Raw genomic sequence first — 16,299 nt, forward strand, 5'->3', positions numbered from 1 at the left:
TTTACACTTCATCTATGGAATCAAGCATCACCCCAGGCCTGTTGATCCTGCATGGCAACCAGATGGAATTGCTGCGCGCGGCCGTGTTCCAGTGGCTGCGCAACCATCCGCTGGCGCCGCTGGAGTCCGACATTTTCCTGGTGCAGTCGAACGGCGTGGCCGAATGGCTGAAAATTGCGCTGGCCGAGGAAATGGGCGTGTGCGCCGCCAACCGCGTGGCGCTGCCGGCGCGCTTCCTGTGGGAGACTTACCGCGGGATGCTGGGGCGCGACCGGGTGCCGCGCATTTCCGCTTTCGACAAAGGGCCGCTGACCTGGCGCCTGATGCGCTTGCTGCCTACGCTGCTGGCCGACGAGGTGTTCGCGCCGCTGCGCCACTTCCTCGGCGACGGCGACCCGGAACGCCGGCTGCAGCTGGCCGAACGCCTGGCCGACTTGTTCGACCAGTACCAGGTCTACCGCGCCGACTGGCTCACCGACTGGGCCGAAGGGCGCGACGCGCTGCGCACGGCGCGCGGCGAGAGCATCCCGCTGGCGCCGGACCAGCAATGGCAGGGCGCGTTGTGGCGCGCAGTGATCGCCAGCGTGCCGGAGCAGGATCGCGGGCTGGGGCGCGCCACCGTGCACACCGAGTTCGTGCTGGCCGCCGAGCGCGGCGAACAGCCGCAGGGCAAGCTGCCGCGCCGCATCGTGCTGTTCGGCGTGTCGGCGCTGCCGTACCAGACCTTGCAGGCGCTGGCCTCGCTGGCGCGCTACACGCAGGTGGTGCTGGCGGTGCCCAATCCCTGCCAGTTCTACTGGGGCGACATCATCGAAGGGCGCGATCTGCTGCGTTCGGCGCATCGCCGGCAGCAGCTGCGCAACGGCGTGGACCTGGGACTGATTCCGCTGGAGGAACTGCACGCGCACAGCCACCCGCTGCTGGCGAGCTGGGGCCGCCAGGGGCGCGACTTCGTGCGCATGCTGGACGAGTTCGACGCGGCTGCCAACGAGGCAGCGCAGCTGGCGCAGGAACGCGGCGACGGTGGCGCCTTGGCGCCGCTGCGGGTGGACCTGTTCAGCGACGGCGACGGCGACACCATGCTGGCGCAGATGCAGGCCGCGGTGCGCGACCTGCTGCCGCTGTCCGACCACCACTACCCGCAGCCGCCGGACGATGACCGCTCCATCGAGCTGCACGTGGCGCACAGCGTGCAGCGCGAAGTGGAAGTGCTGCACGACCAGCTGCTGGCCATGTTCGCCGCCGCCCAGCACACAGACCGCCCGCTGCGTCCGCGCGACGTGGTGGTGATGGTGCCGGATATCGACGTCTTCAGCGCAGCCATCCACGCCGTCTTCGCGCAGCACAAGCGCAGCGACCCGCGCTACATCCCGTTCGAAATCGGCGACGTGAACGACCGCAGCGTGAATCCGCTGCTGGTGGCGCTGGAATGGCTGCTGCGCCTGCCGCAGCAGCGTTGCCGGCAGAGCGAGGTGCGCGACTTGCTGGACGTGCCTGCGCTGGCGGCCCGTTTCGGCCTGGAGGAAGAAGACCTGCCCACGCTGGGCCTGTGGATCGAGGGCGCCGGCGTGCGCTGGGGCCTGGACCAGCAGCACCGCGCCGGCCTGGGCCTGGCGCCGGCCGGCGAGCAGAATGCGTGGATCTTCGGCGTGCGGCGCATGCTGCTCGGCTACGCCAGCGGCAGGGACACGGCCTTCAGCGGCATCGAATCGTACGGCGAAGTAGGCGGGCTGGACGCCGCGCTGGCCGGCTCGCTGGCGCAACTGGTGGAAGCCTTGCTGCACTGGCGCGCCTTGCTGGCGCAGCCGCGTTCCCCTGCTGAATGGGGCGTGCAGGCGCGCGCGCTGCTGGCGGCCTTCTTCAACGCGCGCGAGGAGGGCGACCGCCTGACTTTGGCACTGCTGGACGACACACTGAACCGCTGGCTGGAGACCTGCGAAGGCGCGGGCTTCGACGAAGCGGTGCCGCTGGCGGTGCTGCGCGAGTCCTGGCTCGGCGCGCTGGACGAGCCGACGCTGGACCACCAGTTCGTGTCTGGCGGCGTCACCTTCTGCACCTTGATGCCGATGCGCGCGGTGCCGTTCCGCGTGGTCTGCCTGCTGGGCATGAACGACGGCGACTTCCCGCGCCGCGCCCGCAAGGCCGACTTCGACCTGCTGGCGCTGCCCGGCATGGCCCGTCCGGGCGACCGCTCGCGCCGCGACGATGACCGCTACCTGATGCTGGAAGCGGTACTGGCCGCGCGCGACAAGCTGTACCTCAGCTGGGTGGGCCGCCATGTGCGCGACAACAGCGAACAGCCGCCGTCGGTGCTGGTGGCGCAGCTGTGCGACTACCTGAAGGCCGGCTGGCATGTGGACTTGGCCGCGCGCACCACCGAACACGCCCTGCAGCCCTTCAGCCGCCGCTACTTCGAAGCCGGCGGCCTGCTGACCTACGCCGGCGAATGGCGCACCGCGCACACCGCCGCACCGGCGTCCGCGTCCGATGCCGGCGGCGCCGCGCCAGGCGCCCGCGCAGCTGCCGGTACCGCCGCGCCTGACGCCGGCGCCGATGCCGCCGCGCCGTCCGTGACCGCCGGCATTCCGCCCTACGAGCTCGAACCCAGTTTCCGCCTGCGCCTGAACAACCTGGCCAGCTTCATGCGCCAGCCGGTGCGCTACTTCTTCCGCCAGCGCCTGGGCGTGATGTTCGCCGAAGCGGCGGTGGTGGGCGAGGACGAGGAACCGTTCGCCCTGAATGCGCTGCAGCGCTACCAGCTGGAAGACCTGATGCTGGACGACAGCGGCGAACCTGAACCGATGGCCGATGTGCGCGCCAACCTCACCGAGCGCGCCGAGCAGCTGGGCCGCGAAGGCCGCTTGCCGATAGGCCTGATCGGCAAGCAGGAACAGGCCAAACTGGTCGACGCCCTGGTACCGGTGCGCACCGCGTGGCTGCAGCTGTGCGCCCGCTACCCGCTGCCCGCGCCCAAACTTCCGGTCAGCCTGGAATTCGGCGCGGCGGGGGACAGCATCGTCCTGGAAGACTGGGTCGACCAGCTGCGCAGCAACGGCACCGACAAAGTCTGGCTGGCGCAAATCTCCTCCAAGGCCGCCACCAAGGCCAAGGATGAATACAAAGGCCGTGGCGACAAGCTCATTCTTATGTGGCTGCGTCAGCTGGCCGCCGCCGCGCAAGGCGAATCCGTTACCGGCTACCTGGCCGCGCGCGACGTGATCGTCAAGATGGACCCGCTCGGCTTGCAGCACGCGCGCGAAACGCTGGCCCGCGTGGTCGCCATCTGGCGCGACGGCATGAACCGCCCATTGCCCACCGCCTGCAAGACCGGCCTGGCGCTGGTGCAGGGCGGCGACCCGCGCGCCACGTACGACGGCGGCTTTGAAGTGAACGGCGAGAGCGACGACCTGTGCCTGGCCCGCCTGTGGCCGGACTTCGCGGCGCTGGCCGGCGAAGCCGAATGGGCCGACGTCGCGCAGGAACTCTACGGCCCGCTGGCCGAATGGATGGCGCAGCAAATAACGATAACGCCCATCGCAGGCGAGGACGAATAATGAGCTTGCTCGCACCACTGACTTTCCCGCTGCACGGCTCGCGGCTGATCGAAGCCAGCGCCGGCACCGGCAAAACCTGGACCATCGCCGCATTGTATGTGCGGCTGGTGCTGGGCCACGGCGGCGAGCATGCCTACCGCCGTCCGCTGCTGCCGGCCGATATCCTGGTAATGACCTTTACCCGCGCCGCCACGCGCGAACTGTCCAACCGCGTGCGCGAGCGGCTGATTGAAGCGGCGGCCTACTTCCGTGGCCAGTCCGATAAACAGGACGGCTACCTGGACGCCCTGCTCGACTCGTATCCCTCGCACGAAGCGCGCCAGCAGGCCGCGCACCGGCTCATGCTGGCTGCCGAGACCATGGACGAAGCGGCCATCTTCACCATCGACGCCTGGTGCCAGCGCATGCTGCGCGAGCACGCTTTCGACAGCGGCAGCCTGTTCGACGAGGAACTGGTGGGCGACGAGGGCGCGCTGTTCGAGGACGCCGCGCACGACTACTGGCGCCAGCACGTCTATCCCTTGAAGGAAGCTGCGCTGGAGCAGTTGCTGGGCTGCTGGCCGGACGTGGAAGCGCTCAAGCGCAGCGTGCGCGAACTGTCGCGCCGCAGCGAGTTCGTCGCCGAGGCGGATAGCGAGCATACCGCGCAGCCGGGCCTGCCATCGCAGCCAGAACCGCTGGACGCGCTGATCGCGCGCGTGCTGCGCTTCCAGCGCTCCCAGCTGCTGGAGCTGAAAGACGGCTGGGGCGAGCGCGCCAACCGCATGGAGCAGTGGATCGCGCAGCAGCGCGAAGCCGCGCCCAAGTGCTTCAACGGCGTGAAGATGAAACCGGAAACACTGGTCAAATGGTTCGACGGCTTGCGCGCGTGGGCCCAGGACGACTATCAGGTCTTGCCCGACATCAGCGACACGGCCTGGCGCCGCCTGACCCCTGACGGCATCGCCGATGCTTGCGCCAAGGGCTACAGCCCGGCGGTGCCGGACGACTTCGACGCCACCGCGCTGCTGGCGGCCGGCCTGAAAGAGATCGAGCCGCTGGCGCACCCGCTGTACCGCCACGCGGCAGCGGCCATCGCCCGCCGCATGGCGGAACTGAAGCGCCGCACGCGCCAGTTCGGCTTTGCCGACATGCTGGAACGCCTGCGCGCCGCGCTGCTGGGCGAGAACGGCGCCGCGCTGCGCAAGCGCATCACCGAGCAGTACCCGGTGGCCATGGTGGACGAATTCCAGGATACCGCGCCGATCCAGTACCAGATCTTCGACCTGTTGTACCGCGTGGCGGCCAACGAAGCCGAGACCGGCCTGTTCCTGATCGGCGACCCCAAGCAGTCGATCTACGGCTTCCGTGGCGCCGACATCCACAGCTACCTGTCGGCGCGGCTGGCCACCGAAGGGCGGCACTACCAGCTGGGCACCAACTTCCGCTCCACGGCGGCGCTGGTGGCGGCGGTCAACCAGGTCTTCCTGCACGCCGAGGGGGCGGCCCCCGGCGAAGGCCTGGCGCGCGGAGCCTTCCGCTTCCGCAAGGCCGACGGCAGCAACCCGCTGCCCTTCGACGCGGTGGGCGCAAACGGACGCAAGGAGCGGCTGGTCGGCGCCGCCGGCCAGGTAGAGGCGCTGACGGTATCCTGCAGCGTGGCCGACGACATGAAGGCGGACGCCTACCGGGAATTTTTCGCCTGGCATTGCGCCGAGCACATCACCGCCATGCTGAACGACCCGCGCGCCGGATTCGACGGGCCGGACGGCTTCAAGCGCCTGCAGCCGGCCGACATCGCGGTGCTGGTGCGGGACGGCAAAGAGGCGGCGGCGATCCGGCGCGCGCTGCAACGGCGCAAGGTGATCAGCGTCTACCTGTCGGACAAGGATTCGGTGCTGGAGAGCGAGGAAGCGGGCGACGTGCTGCGCTGGCTGTCGGCGCTGGCCAATCCGCTGGACGGCGGCCTGGCGCGGGCCGCGTTCGCCACGCGCACGGCGGGCTTGCCGCTGGCCGAACTGGCGCGCCTGTCGGCCGACGAGCTGGCGTGGGAAGCGCGCGTGGAGCAGCTCAAGGCGCTGCACGTGGTGTGGCAGCGGCAGGGCGTGCTGGCCATGCTGCGCCGCTTCATCCACGAACTGAACCTGCCGGCCAGCTTGCTGGCGCAGGCGGGCGGCGAACGCCGGCTAACCAACCTGCTGCACCTGGCCGAACTGCTGCAGTCGGCCAGCCGCCAGCTCGACGGCGAGCAGGCGCTGATACGCTGGCTCGCCGAGCAGGTCGAGGGCGGCGGCGAGGGCGGCGACGAGCGGGTGCTGCGGCTGGAAAGCGACGCGGAGCTGGTGCAGGTGGTCACGGTGCACAAGTCCAAGGGCCTGGAGTATCCGCTGGTGTATCTGCCGTTCGCCACCACGGCGCGCAAGGTGGACCGGCGCAACCGCAGCTTCTTCGAATACACGGGAGAGGACGGCAAGCGCAGGATAGACATGTCGCTGTCGGACGAGGCGCTGGCGGCGGCGGAGGCGGCGCGGCTGGAAGAGGACTTGCGGCTACTGTACGTGGCGCTCACGCGTCCGCGCCATTTCCTGTGGCTGGGCGTGGCCGCGCGCGGCGCCAGCTTGCTGCACGACTCGGCGCTGGGCTATCTGCTGACCGGCGGCGAACCCTTGCCGGGGGCTGAGCTGCTGGCGCGCTGGGAACAGGTGAAAGGCGGTTGCGAGGCGATTTCCGTACGCGCGCTGGAGCAGGCCGGCGCGCTGACCATGCTGAACCGTGTCGAACAGCGCCCGGAGCTGGTCGAGGCGCAGCGCTTCGAGGGCGACTTCGAACGCGACTGGTCGGTCGGCAGCTTCACCTCGCTGGCGCGGCGCGGCAACGGCCCCGGCGCCGCAGCCTACGGCGGCGCGCATGCATCGGGCCACGGCGCATCGCTGGCCAGCACCGGCGCACCATCGGCCGCTGCCGGCGCGCCGTTCGACTCGCCGTTCGACACACCTGCCGGCGAACCGTTCGGCGCCGCCGGCCTGGCTGGCGGCCGCCACGTGCCGCGCAGCTCGGGCGAGGAAAAGCTGCTGGAAGGGCTGGACGCGCCGCCCATCCTGCGTCCCGAGGACGCCCCCTGGCACCGCTTCCCGCGCGGCTCGGTGCCCGGCAACTTCCTGCACGAGCAGCTGGAGTGGATGGGCCAGGAAGGCTTCGGCGAGGTGCACGATCCGCACTTCGACCAGCGCCTGTTACGCCGCATCGAGCGCGCCGGGTGGTCCAACCGCGCCGACGACACGCTGGCCTGGCTGCGCGCCATCGCCACGACGCCGCTGCCGCAACTCGGCGCGTCGCTGTCCGGCCTGCACGCCGTGCTGCCCGAGATGGAATTCTGGTTCCCCAGCGAGCGCCTCCGCACTGGCGCGCTGGACCGCCTGTGCCGGCGCCACCTGCTGTGCGGCGTGCCGCGCCCAACGCTGCCCGAGCGCCAGCTGCACGGCATGCTGAAAGGCTTCACCGACCTGGTGTTCGAGCACGAAGGGCGTTACTGGGTGCTGGACTACAAATCGAACGCGCTGGGCGCGGGCGACGCGGCCTACCAGACGCCGTCGCTGGCGGCCGGCATGGCCGAGCACCGCTATGACATCCAGGGCGCCATCTACATGCAGGCGCTGCACCGCCTGCTGCGCAACCGCATGGGCGAGGCCTACGATCCGGCCCAGCACCTGGGCGGCGCCATCTTCTTCTTCCTGCGCGGCGTGGGCAACGCGCACACGCGCGGCTGTTACCTGCTGGAGCCGGAGGCGGCCCTGCTGGACGGGCTGGACGAATTACTGAACGAGGCACCACAGCTTGGACACATCCATGAAACCTGACGCGCATGCCGCTACGCCGCAGGCCGCAGCAATGCAAGCGGCGGCGCTGCTGGAGCAGATCGACGCGCTGACCGAAGCGGGCCAACTGCGGCGCCTGAGCGGCGCCTTTGCGCGCTTTGTCGGCTCGCTGGGCCACAACTCGCCGCCGCTGATGCTGGCTTGCGTGCTGTTGTCCGAGCTGGAAGGGCGCGGCCACAGCTGCCTGCTGCTGTCCGAGCTGGCCGGCGACCCGCGCACCCTGCTGGGCTGGAACGAGGACGACTGGAGCGCCTTGCGCAACGCCGCCGGCGCGCTGCCCAAATCGGTCGCCGCCTGGCGCGCCATGCTCTACCAATGCGAGCAGGTCTGGCCGGTGCAGGACTTGGACTTCCAGCAGCCGCTGGTGCTGGACGGAGAACGCCTCTACCTGCGCCGCTACTGGCGCGACGAAACCACGGTGGCGCACGCGGTGCGCGAGCGCGCCGCCACGCCGCGCCTGGTGGACGTGGGACGGGTGCGCCACTGGCTGGATGTCCTGTTCGACCATGCGCCGCGCGAGGGCGGGCCGGACTGGCAGAAGATCGCCTGCGCGGCTGCCTTGCGCAGCAATCTTGGCATCATCACCGGCGGCCCGGGCACGGGCAAGACCTACACCGTCGCGCGCCTGTTGGCGCTGCTGTTCGCCACCGCCGGAGGCGGCGCGTCCGCGGCCGGCCTGCGCATAGCGCTGGCGGCGCCCACCGGCAAGGCCGCCGCGCGCCTCAAGCAGTCCATCGACCACGCGCTGGAGGACCTGGCCAGGCGCGTGCCCGAGCTGCACCTGCCGGAGCTGGCTGCCCGCATGGGCGTCGCGCGCACCTTGCACAGCCTGCTCGGCGCGCGGCCGGACACGCGCAGCTTCGTGCACCATCGCGGCAACCCGCTGGACGTGGACGTGCTGATCGTGGACGAGGCGTCGATGGTGCACCTGGAAATGATGGCCGTGCTGCTCGATGCGCTGCCTGCCAACGCGCGCTTGATCCTGCTGGGCGACAAGGACCAGCTGGCGTCGGTGGAAGCGGGCGCGGTGCTGGGCGACTTGTGCCACGACGCGCAGGCCGGCGGCTACAACGCCGCCACGGTGGACTACATCCGCGCCGCCACCGGCCAGGACATCCCGCCCGGCTTCCAGGGCGGCGCCGGTGCGCTGGCGCAGCAGACCGTGATGCTGCGCGAAAGCCGCCGTTTCGGCGGCCCGATCGGGCAACTGGCGCTGGCCGTCAATGCGGGCGACGCGCCAGCCGTGCGCGCCGTGCTGGGCGCCGACAGCGGCGGCAAGCTTGCATGGATCGACCCGGCGCAGCAGCAGGACGTGCTGCAGCTGGCCCTGTCCGGCCGTCCCGGCACGAATGGCGGCCACCAGTACGGCGGCTATCAGAATTATCTGCGCATGATCAAGTCCGCCGACGCCAGGCTGCTGGCCGAGCCGGGGCCGGCGCATGACGCGTGGGTGCTGGCAGTGCTGCGTAGCTTCGAAGCGTTCCGCATCCTGTGCGCGGTGCGCGAAGGGGAGTGGGGCGTGACCGGGCTGAACGACGCCATCGAACAGCGGCTGGAAGCGGCCGGTCTGCTGCGCAAGCGCAGCGAGTGGTACGTGGGGCGGCCTGTCATGGTTACCCGCAACGACTACGGCACCGGTGTTTTCAACGGCGACATCGGGCTGACCTTGCCCGACCCGGCGCGTCCCGGCTCGCTGCGCGTGTACTTCAGCGAGGGCGCCAGCATCCGCAGCGTGCTCGCCACGCGGCTGCGCCAGGTCGACACCGCGTTCGCCATGACGGTGCACAAATCGCAGGGATCGGAGTTCGCCCACACGGTGATGGTGCTGCCGCGCGAGGGCGGCGCTGTGCTGGCGCGCGAACTGGTCTACACCGGCATCACGCGCGCCAAGGAGCACTTCACGCTGTGCACCCCGTCGGCAGCGGTGCTGGACACCGCTATCGGACAGCGCACGCAGCGCGCCAGCGGCCTGCGCGCGCTGATCAGCGCATGATCAACGCTAAATCACCGCTAAAACAACACTTAAGCGGCGTCAGGACGCGCGGCGGCGGCGCGGATTCTTGGTGGCCGGCGCCTTTTTGCGGCTGGAGGCGCGCATCACGCGCGGCTTGGCCTCTTCTTCCGCGCCGGAGATGAAGCGGCGGATGTTGAAGGCGTCCATCAGCCGCGCCGAGTTGGCCTTGGCGTTCAGCAGCACCAGGGTGGCGTTCTTGCCGGCCGAGGTGATGCGCATGATCAGGCAGCGGCCCGCTTCCTCGGTGTAGCCGGTCTTGGACATGCCGATGTCCCAGCCCTTGGCGCCCACCAGGCGGTTAGTGTTGTGGTACTCCACCTTGCGGCCCTTGATGTTGATGATCTCGTTCTTGTCCGTCGTCATGCGGCGGATCGCCTCGTACTTGGAGGCGGCGGCGGCCATCTTCACCAGTTCGGAGGCGGTCGACTTGTTGTTCGGCGACAGGCCGGTGGGCTCCTCGATCACGGTCTGGGTCAGGCCCAGCGCGCGGATCTTGGCGTTGACGGCGGCCTTGAAGGCCGGCGTGCCGCCCGGGTAGGTGCGGCCCAGCGAGGCGGCGGCGCGGTTGTCCGAGGACATCAGCGCCAGCTGCAGCACGTCGCCGCGCGGAATGGCCGCGCCCACCGGCACGCGCGAGGTGCTGTGCTTGAGGGTGTCGACGTCTTCCTTGTCGATCTCGATTTCCTCATTCATGTCCTGCTTGGCGTCCAGCACCACCATGGCCGTCATCAGCTTGGTCAGCGAGGCGATCGGCACCACGGCGTTGGCATTCTTTTCCACCAGGATCTTGCCGGTGTCGTCTTCGACCACCAGCACCGACTGCGAGCCGAGCGGCATCGCCATAGCGGCGGCGCTCAAGGACATCAGCAGGGCTGCTACTGTTTTCTTGATCATTTTTGTCTTCGGAATGAGAGTATTCGGACGGGGGCGGCGGGATAGAATTTTACTATCTATGCGGCAACGTTTCCCCAGAATCGACAATACAGGAAATCGCGTAACTCGTCTATTGAATGTGAGGCGCACGCTTGAGCGGGCGCAAAAAAAAGCCCCGCAGAGCAACTGCGGGGCCGGGGTAGCGCGAACACGCTGGGCTAAGGCTTATTTCGTGGCGTAGATCTTGTCGAATTCACCACCATCGTCGAAGTGTTTCTTCTGCGCGGCGCGCCAGCCGCCGAACACCGTGTCCACGCTCAGCAGCGTGATCGGCTTGAAGGCGGCGGCGTACTTCTTGGCCACCGCTTCCGAGGTCGGGCGCAGGTGGTGCTTGGCCAGGATGTCCTGGCCGGCGTCGGAGTAGAGGAAGTTCAGGTAGGCGGTCGCTTCCTTGCGCAGGCCGCGCTTGTCGACCACCTTGTCCACCACCGCCACCGGCGATTCGGCCAGGATGGAGACGGCCGGGTAGACCACTTCGAAGTTGTCGCCGAATTCGCTGCTGACCAGCTGCACTTCGTTTTCAAACGTCACCAGCACGTCGCCGATCTGGCGCTGGGTGAAAGTGGTGGTGGCGGCGCGGCCGCCGGTGTCCATCACCGGCACGTTCTTGAAGATCTTGCCCACCAGCTCGCGCGCCTGCGCTTCGTTGCCGCCTTTTTTCAGCACCGAGCCCCATGCGGCCAGATAGGTGTAGCGGCCGTTGCCGGAAGTTTTAGGATTCGGGATCACCACCTTCACGTCCGGCTTGGCCAGGTCGGTCCAGTCCTTGATCTGCTTGGGATTGCCCTTGCGCACCAGGTAGACCACGGTGGAGTAGAACGGCGCGGCGCCGTGCGGGAACTTGGTTTTCCAGTCCGCCGCGACCAGGCCGCGGTCGGCCAGCAGGTCCACGTCGTTGGCCTGGTTCATCGTCACCACCGATGCTTTCAGGCCGTCGGCCACGGAGCGCGCCTGCTTGGACGAGCCGCCGTGCGACTGGTTTACGGTCAGCGTGACGCCGGTCTTCTTCTTATAGTCGGCGATGAAGGCCGGGTTGATATCCTTGAACACTTCGCGCATCACATCGTAGGAAACGTTCAGCAGCACGGGGTCGGCGGCCCAGGCATTGCCGGCCAGCGGCAGCGCGGCGGCGGCCACGGCAGCGAGGAAGAAACGGCGTGGCAGCTTGCCTGCACCTAATACGGAAATTTTCTTAGACATTATTGGCTCTCGTAAAAAACATATATGCATGGTCTATAATTCGGCCCGGAAAAGATACGAATTTTTCGTAATATGCTTAGACCGCAGCTGGCTTTCATGGTGCGGGTCGAGCGGCCCGACGGTTTTCTTACCGCTGGTGTATAGTCGGCCTGTGACGCCATGCGGCGGGTAATTTTTTTGAACACAATGAGTCTTGAAATTCGTATTGCTGCATCGGAAGACGCTTTTGCAGCGTGCAATGTGCTGCGCCGCTCCATTACCGAGTGCTGCGTGCTCGACCATAAGAACGACCCCGGCATCCTGGGCGCATGGCTGGGCAACAAGACCCCGCAGACCGTGGCGAGCTGGTTCGAATCCCCGACGAATTACTGCGTGGTGGCGCTCAAGGACGGCGAGGTGATCGGCGTGTCCCTGCTGACCGGCGCCGGCAAGCTGGCGCTGTGCTACCTGCTGCCGGAGGCGCGCGGCCAGGGCGCCGGCAAGGCCATGCTGGCCAAGGTGGAGGAAACCGCCTGCAACTGGGGCGTGAAGGCGGTGCAGCTGCACAGCACGGCCACCGGCGAGGAATTCTTCGCCAGCCAGGGCTATATCCGCTCCGGCCACGTGCGCTCGCCGTATGGCGTGGACACCATCTTTTTCTGGAAACAGCTCGACCGCAGCGCCGAGCCGGACGCCAGCCAGCGCAAGCGCTTCTGCAACTGCAACTCGGCCTGAGCCGCTCCCCCATGCCCGACATCACGGTCGCCCGCCAGGCTATCTTCCCGACCACGCTGTGGTCCTTCGATCTCACTTTCCTGCAGCAGCATTTCCCGCTCTGGCTGAACGCGGCGGGGCAGTGGCGCGCGGCCCAGCCGCAAGCGGCCGGCGGCAGCATGCGCCAGGGCTGGAACAGCGCGGCCACCTTGTTCGAGCAGCCGGTGTTCGCGCCGCTGCACGAGGCGGCGCAAGCCTGTTTCGGCCAGGCCTTGCAGGAAATGCAGCTGCCCGGCGCGGTGCGTTTCCGCATGGAGGCCTGGCTGGAGGTGCATGAGCGCGGCTGCTTCAACATGCCGCACATGCACGCCAACCGCTTGCTCAGTGGATGTTTTTATCTGCAGGTGCCGCAGCAGGCCGGGCCGCTGCTGTTCCGCGATCCGCGCCCGGCCGTTGCACTGGGGCAGGTGGCGGGACGCGGCGCCAACGGCGGCGGCCTGACGGGCTGTGCCGCATGCTGCACGCGATCAACTTCTTCCGCCAGGAAGACAGCGGTGGCGCCGACCTCTGCTTGAACGTGCATGACCGGCTGCTGAGCGCCGTCAGCAGCAACCACGGCTACGCATTCCAGCGCATCCTGGACGCGCTGGACTTGCCGATAGGCCGCATCGTGCTGCAGCTGCCGCCGGTGACGGCGCAGCAGGGCTGGCTGCTCAACTACGTGGCCGACAACTACCGCCGCAACGGCTTCCGTTTCGCGGTGAACGCCGCCAGCGCGCGCGAGGGCCTGCATCTGCTGGAACGGGTGCGGCCGGACGTGATCCGGCTCGACGCGGGCCAGCGCGCGGACCAGGGCAGCGTGCTGGCGTTGCTGGCGCAGGCCCGCCAAGCCGGTGCGCGCGTGGTCTTCAAGCGGGTGGAAACGGCGGAATCGCTGCTGGCGCTGCAGCGCATGGGCGACGTGTCGGGGCAGGCCTTGCTGGCGCAGGGCATGCTGCTGGACCCGCCGCGTACCGCGCTGGCGGCTGACGTGGCGCATGCCCATCCGTTCCATGCAGCCGGAGCGGGCGCCTGAGCGCTCCGGGCTTAAATTGGGTGCTTCACGGATGTCCGGCGTGATGTTGTCGCCGCACTAAAGTGCCATGCTCGTGTTCCGCAAAGGAAGGACCTTAAATTTTTCTTAAACCTGCGTCGTATACTTAAAGAGGTTTCTCAACTCCCCCTGCTATAGGCTATAGTAATCAATATCGTTACACTGGAATTGCTATGGCTACTCGCAGGAATTTTCTACAGACAGGATTCGGCCTGACGGCCGCAAGTTTCATCGGCGTGCCGCTGCTTGGCTGCGCGTCGCCGCCGGCCAAGGCCGTTGCCAAGGCCAGGCCGGCCGCGCAGCCGGCAATCAAGCCGGCCACCCAGCTGGCTGCGGCGGCGGCGCAGGCCGATCCGGATCTGGAGCCGCCGCCGGACATATTCGACGCCCAGCTGCTCGATATGGAGTTCTGGCTCAAGCCGCGCACCATCAGCGTGACCCGCCCGGCCAGCGGCGAGAAGGCCAGCCTGCTGTACTGGAAGGACGGCGAGATGATCGATGCGGCCTATCAGGAATTGTGCCACCTGCTGCGCGACGTCAACGGCAAGGAAACCGCACCCATCGATCCCAAGCTGCTGGAAACGCTGTGGGGCACGCAAGCCTTCGTGGCGCGCTACGGCATTGAAAGCCCGGTCGAGATCCTGTCGGGCTACCGCACGCCGGATTCGAACAAGCGCCTGATCGAACAGGGCGTGCCGGCCGCGCGCCAGTCGCTGCACATCCAGGGCAAGGCGGCCGATATCCGTATCCGCAACCTGAACGCCGAAGTGCTGGGCGGACTGGTGCGCAGCTTCCGCCAGGGCGGGGTCGGCTACTACTACCGCAACACGCCGCAGGGCGGCTGGATCCATGCGGACACGGGCCTGAAGCGCACCTGGAAAGGCTGACGTTTTTGCCGGGCCGGGTTACACTGCCGGATTCTTTTAGTTTTACCGACAGGAAATCCATGCAGGACGCAGTAGACAATATCGAAGCCAAGCCGCGCTTCCGCCCGGTGCCCTGGACCGCGCTCGAGAGCCCGGGCGACGTCGAGCTGTGGATCGAAGAGCACAACCTGGCGCTGAAGGAGCATATCGGTCCCAACGAGACCGGCTATGGCGTGTGCTTCACGCTGGCCGAGGGCGGCACCATCCACATGCAGACCAGCGCCGACGGCGCCATCATCCTCGACGTGGACGCCGAGGCCGAATGGGTGTCGCCGCTGATCGTGGCCATCGCCCAGGCCGAACCGCCGCAGGGATCGATGTGGGTGCTGCCGGACGACAAGCTGATCCAGCTGGTCATGGGCTTGAGCAGCCTGATCGCCAGTTCCATTCTGGTGGTGGGCCACAATTTCGGACGCGGCCAGCGCCGCCGCTACTAAACTTCATCACAAGGATAACCATGCGCACTTCCCGATCCTCTTTGAAACTGGCGGCGGCCTCCCTGTTGCTGGCGGCCGCTGCCGCAGCCGCGCCTGCGGGCGCCCACGCGGCCGACCTGCTGGAGACCGTCAAGGCGCGCGGCGCCATCAAAGTGGCGCTGGAAGGCACGTATCCGCCGTTTAACTACAAGGACCAGAAAAGCGGCGAACTGGCCGGTTTCGACGTCGACGTGGCCAAGCTGCTGGCCGCCAAGCTGGGCGTGAAGACCGAGTTCGTCACCTCGGAGTGGGCCAGCATCCTGGCCGGCCTGCAGGCCGGCAAGTACGACGTCATCGTGTCGCAGGTGACGGTCAACCCGAAGCGCGAGCAGGCCTTCGATTTCTCGGCGCCCTATGAGTATTCGATGCCGCAGCTGGTGGTGCGCAAGGACGAGAAGGCGCAGTACAGCACGCTGGCCGACCTGAAGGGCAAGCGCCTGGGCGTGGGGCAGGGCAGCGTGTACGAGCAGCAGGCCAAGGCCGTGCCCGGCATCGAGGTGCGCAGCTACCCGGCCGCGCCGGAGAACCTGCGCGACCTGGCCGTGGGCCGGGTCGACGCCGCGCTGAACGACAGCCTGATGACAGCGTATCTGCTGAAGACGTCGGACCTGCCGATCAAGGCCGGCGCCAAGGTCGGCAAGGTGGAAAAAGTGGCGGCCGCCTTCAAGAAGGGCAACCCGCAGTTCAAGGCCGCGATCGACAAGGCGCTGGCCGAGGCCGCCGCCGACGGCAGCCTGAAAGCCATTTCGGTGAAATGGTTCGGGGTGGACGTCAGCAAGGCGCCGTAAGCGATGGGGCTGCAGGAATTGCAGGAGCTGTTCCGCGAAGCGGGGCCGGTGATGCTGACCGGCGCCGGCTACACGCTGGCGTACGCGGTGGCCGCCATGCTGGGCGGCCTGCTGCTCGGTTTCCCCACCGCCGTGGCGCGCATCCTGCCGTGGAAGCTGCTGGCCTGGCCGGCCGGGCTGTATGTCAGCGTGATGCGCGGCACGCCGCTGCTGGTGCAAATGTTCGTCATCTATTACGGCCTGCCCAGCGTGGGTATCGAATTCACGCCGGTCACGGCCGGCATCCTGGCGCTGAGCCTGAACGCCGGCGCCTACCTGTCCGAGAGCCTGCGCGGCGCCATCCAGAGCGTGGCGCGCGGCCAGTGGTGGGCCAGCTACAGCCTGGGCCTGGGCTATTGGCGCACCTTGTACCACGTGGTGCTGCCGCAGGCGCTGCGGGTGGCGGTGCCGTCCATGAGCAACACCTTGATCAGCCTGATCAAGGACACCTCGCTGGTGTCGGTCATCACCATGACCGAGCTGATGCTCACCACCAAGGAACTGATCGCCACCACCTTCCAGCCGCTGCCGCTGTACCTGGCGGCGGCGGCCATCTACTGGCTGCTCAGCCTGGGCTTTGAAACGCTGCAGCGGCGCGCCGAGCGGCACCTGAACCGGGCCCACGCACGCTAGGCCGGGCGGCGCCTGGCGCCGCCGGACGCTCGACATTGCAAATGAGACATGCTAGTCTAGAATCGCGTTCGGCCACTGCCTGGCCATTGCGACCAA

12 protein-coding genes are annotated in these 16,299 nt (G+C 68.0%); 10 read left to right on the forward strand and 2 right to left on the reverse strand.

Translation table 11 applies throughout. The features are described 5' to 3' along the window. Positions 1–14 precede the first annotated feature (14 nt). The 3 genes from recC to recD are packed head-to-tail and all read left to right on the forward strand — an operon-like array spanning position 15 to position 9,401. Positions 15–3,554 (forward strand): exodeoxyribonuclease V subunit gamma, encoded by a 3,540-nt coding sequence (gene recC, locus ASD15_RS20830; RefSeq protein WP_057156947.1) that lies wholly within the window; start codon positions 15–17, stop codon positions 3,552–3,554. Beyond that, the gene (gene recB, locus ASD15_RS20835; RefSeq protein ID WP_057156948.1) at positions 3,554–7,390 is read left to right on the forward strand and encodes an exodeoxyribonuclease V subunit beta; all 3,837 of its coding nucleotides are present in this window, start codon (positions 3,554–3,556) and stop codon (positions 7,388–7,390) included. The genes recC and recB overlap by 1 nt, the downstream gene beginning before the upstream one ends. Continuing rightward, entirely contained in the window at positions 7,380–9,401 is a 2,022-nt protein-coding gene (gene recD / locus ASD15_RS20840) for an exodeoxyribonuclease V subunit alpha (RefSeq protein WP_057156949.1), read from the forward strand. Before recB ends, recD begins: the two co-directional genes overlap by 11 nt. Before the next feature lie 39 nt (positions 9,402–9,440). On the opposite strand, the gene ASD15_RS20845 is transcribed toward recD, so the two are convergent. Next, the gene (locus tag ASD15_RS20845; RefSeq protein WP_057156950.1) at positions 9,441–10,316 is read right to left on the reverse strand and encodes a serine hydrolase; all 876 of its coding nucleotides are present in this window, start codon (positions 10,314–10,316) and stop codon (positions 9,441–9,443) included. Positions 10,317–10,520: 204 nt separating this feature from the next. Next, on the reverse strand, positions 10,521–11,555 hold the full coding sequence (locus ASD15_RS20850; protein WP_057156951.1) for a sulfate ABC transporter substrate-binding protein: 1,035 nt from the start codon (positions 11,553–11,555) through the stop codon (positions 10,521–10,523). Between the two features lie 240 nt (positions 11,556–11,795). Here ASD15_RS20850 and ASD15_RS20855 point away from each other — a divergent pair, with 240 nt between their 5' ends. The 7 genes from ASD15_RS20855 to ASD15_RS20885 all read left to right on the forward strand — a co-directional run bounded on the left by ASD15_RS20855 (position 11,796) and on the right by ASD15_RS20885 (position 16,203). After that, complete coding sequence (locus tag ASD15_RS20855; RefSeq protein WP_307188293.1) at positions 11,796–12,269, forward strand: GNAT family N-acetyltransferase; 474 nt, start codon at positions 11,796–11,798, stop codon at positions 12,267–12,269. An 11-nt stretch (positions 12,270–12,280) separates the two neighbouring features. Continuing rightward, positions 12,281–12,823 carry a putative 2OG-Fe(II) oxygenase gene (locus ASD15_RS33335; RefSeq protein ID WP_057156953.1) on the forward strand — a complete coding sequence of 181 codons (543 nt, stop codon included), beginning with the start codon at positions 12,281–12,283 and terminating at the stop codon, positions 12,821–12,823. Beyond that, on the forward strand, positions 12,763–13,323 hold the full coding sequence (locus ASD15_RS20865; protein ID WP_229418284.1) for an EAL domain-containing protein: 561 nt from the start codon (positions 12,763–12,765) through the stop codon (positions 13,321–13,323). The genes ASD15_RS33335 and ASD15_RS20865 overlap by 61 nt, the downstream gene beginning before the upstream one ends. Before the next feature lie 191 nt (positions 13,324–13,514). After that, the gene (locus ASD15_RS20870; protein ID WP_082552012.1) at positions 13,515–14,228 is read left to right on the forward strand and encodes a DUF882 domain-containing protein; all 714 of its coding nucleotides are present in this window, start codon (positions 13,515–13,517) and stop codon (positions 14,226–14,228) included. 59 nt (positions 14,229–14,287) lie between these two features. Then, positions 14,288–14,704 (forward strand): hypothetical protein, encoded by a 417-nt coding sequence (locus ASD15_RS20875; protein WP_057156955.1) that lies wholly within the window; start codon positions 14,288–14,290, stop codon positions 14,702–14,704. Positions 14,705–14,724: 20 nt separating this feature from the next. Beyond that, a complete protein-coding gene (locus ASD15_RS20880; RefSeq protein ID WP_057156956.1) occupies positions 14,725–15,531 on the forward strand; it encodes a transporter substrate-binding domain-containing protein in 807 nt (268 codons plus the stop codon). A 3-nt stretch (positions 15,532–15,534) separates the two neighbouring features. Then, entirely contained in the window at positions 15,535–16,203 is a 669-nt protein-coding gene (locus tag ASD15_RS20885) for an amino acid ABC transporter permease (RefSeq protein WP_057156957.1), read from the forward strand. The last annotated feature ends 96 nt before the right edge of the window (positions 16,204–16,299 follow it).

The sequence above is a fragment of the Massilia sp. Root351 genome (genome assembly GCF_001425045.1).
GTDB lineage: Bacteria > Pseudomonadota > Gammaproteobacteria > Burkholderiales > Burkholderiaceae_D > Rugamonas.

What these genes read in the sequence shown, in the direction of transcription:
- recC (WP_057156947.1), top strand. Translation starts at nt 15, where the DNA reads ATGGAATCAAGCATCACCCCAGGCCTGTTGATCCTGCATGGCAACCAG.
- recB (WP_057156948.1), top strand. Translation starts at nt 3,554, where the DNA reads ATGAGCTTGCTCGCACCACTGACTTTCCCGCTGCACGGCTCGCGGCTG.
- recD (WP_057156949.1), top strand. Translation starts at nt 7,380, where the DNA reads ATGAAACCTGACGCGCATGCCGCTACGCCGCAGGCCGCAGCAATGCAA.
- ASD15_RS20845 (WP_057156950.1), bottom strand. Translation starts at nt 10,316, where the DNA reads ATGATCAAGAAAACAGTAGCAGCCCTGCTGATGTCCTTGAGCGCCGCC.
- ASD15_RS20850 (WP_057156951.1), bottom strand. Translation starts at nt 11,555, where the DNA reads ATGTCTAAGAAAATTTCCGTATTAGGTGCAGGCAAGCTGCCACGCCGT.
- ASD15_RS33335 (WP_057156953.1), top strand. Translation starts at nt 12,281, where the DNA reads ATGCCCGACATCACGGTCGCCCGCCAGGCTATCTTCCCGACCACGCTG.
- ASD15_RS20865 (WP_229418284.1), top strand. Translation starts at nt 12,763, where the DNA reads ATGCTGCACGCGATCAACTTCTTCCGCCAGGAAGACAGCGGTGGCGCC.
- ASD15_RS20870 (WP_082552012.1), top strand. Translation starts at nt 13,515, where the DNA reads ATGGCTACTCGCAGGAATTTTCTACAGACAGGATTCGGCCTGACGGCC.
- ASD15_RS20875 (WP_057156955.1), top strand. Translation starts at nt 14,288, where the DNA reads ATGCAGGACGCAGTAGACAATATCGAAGCCAAGCCGCGCTTCCGCCCG.
- ASD15_RS20880 (WP_057156956.1), top strand. Translation starts at nt 14,725, where the DNA reads ATGCGCACTTCCCGATCCTCTTTGAAACTGGCGGCGGCCTCCCTGTTG.
- ASD15_RS20885 (WP_057156957.1), top strand. Translation starts at nt 15,535, where the DNA reads ATGGGGCTGCAGGAATTGCAGGAGCTGTTCCGCGAAGCGGGGCCGGTG.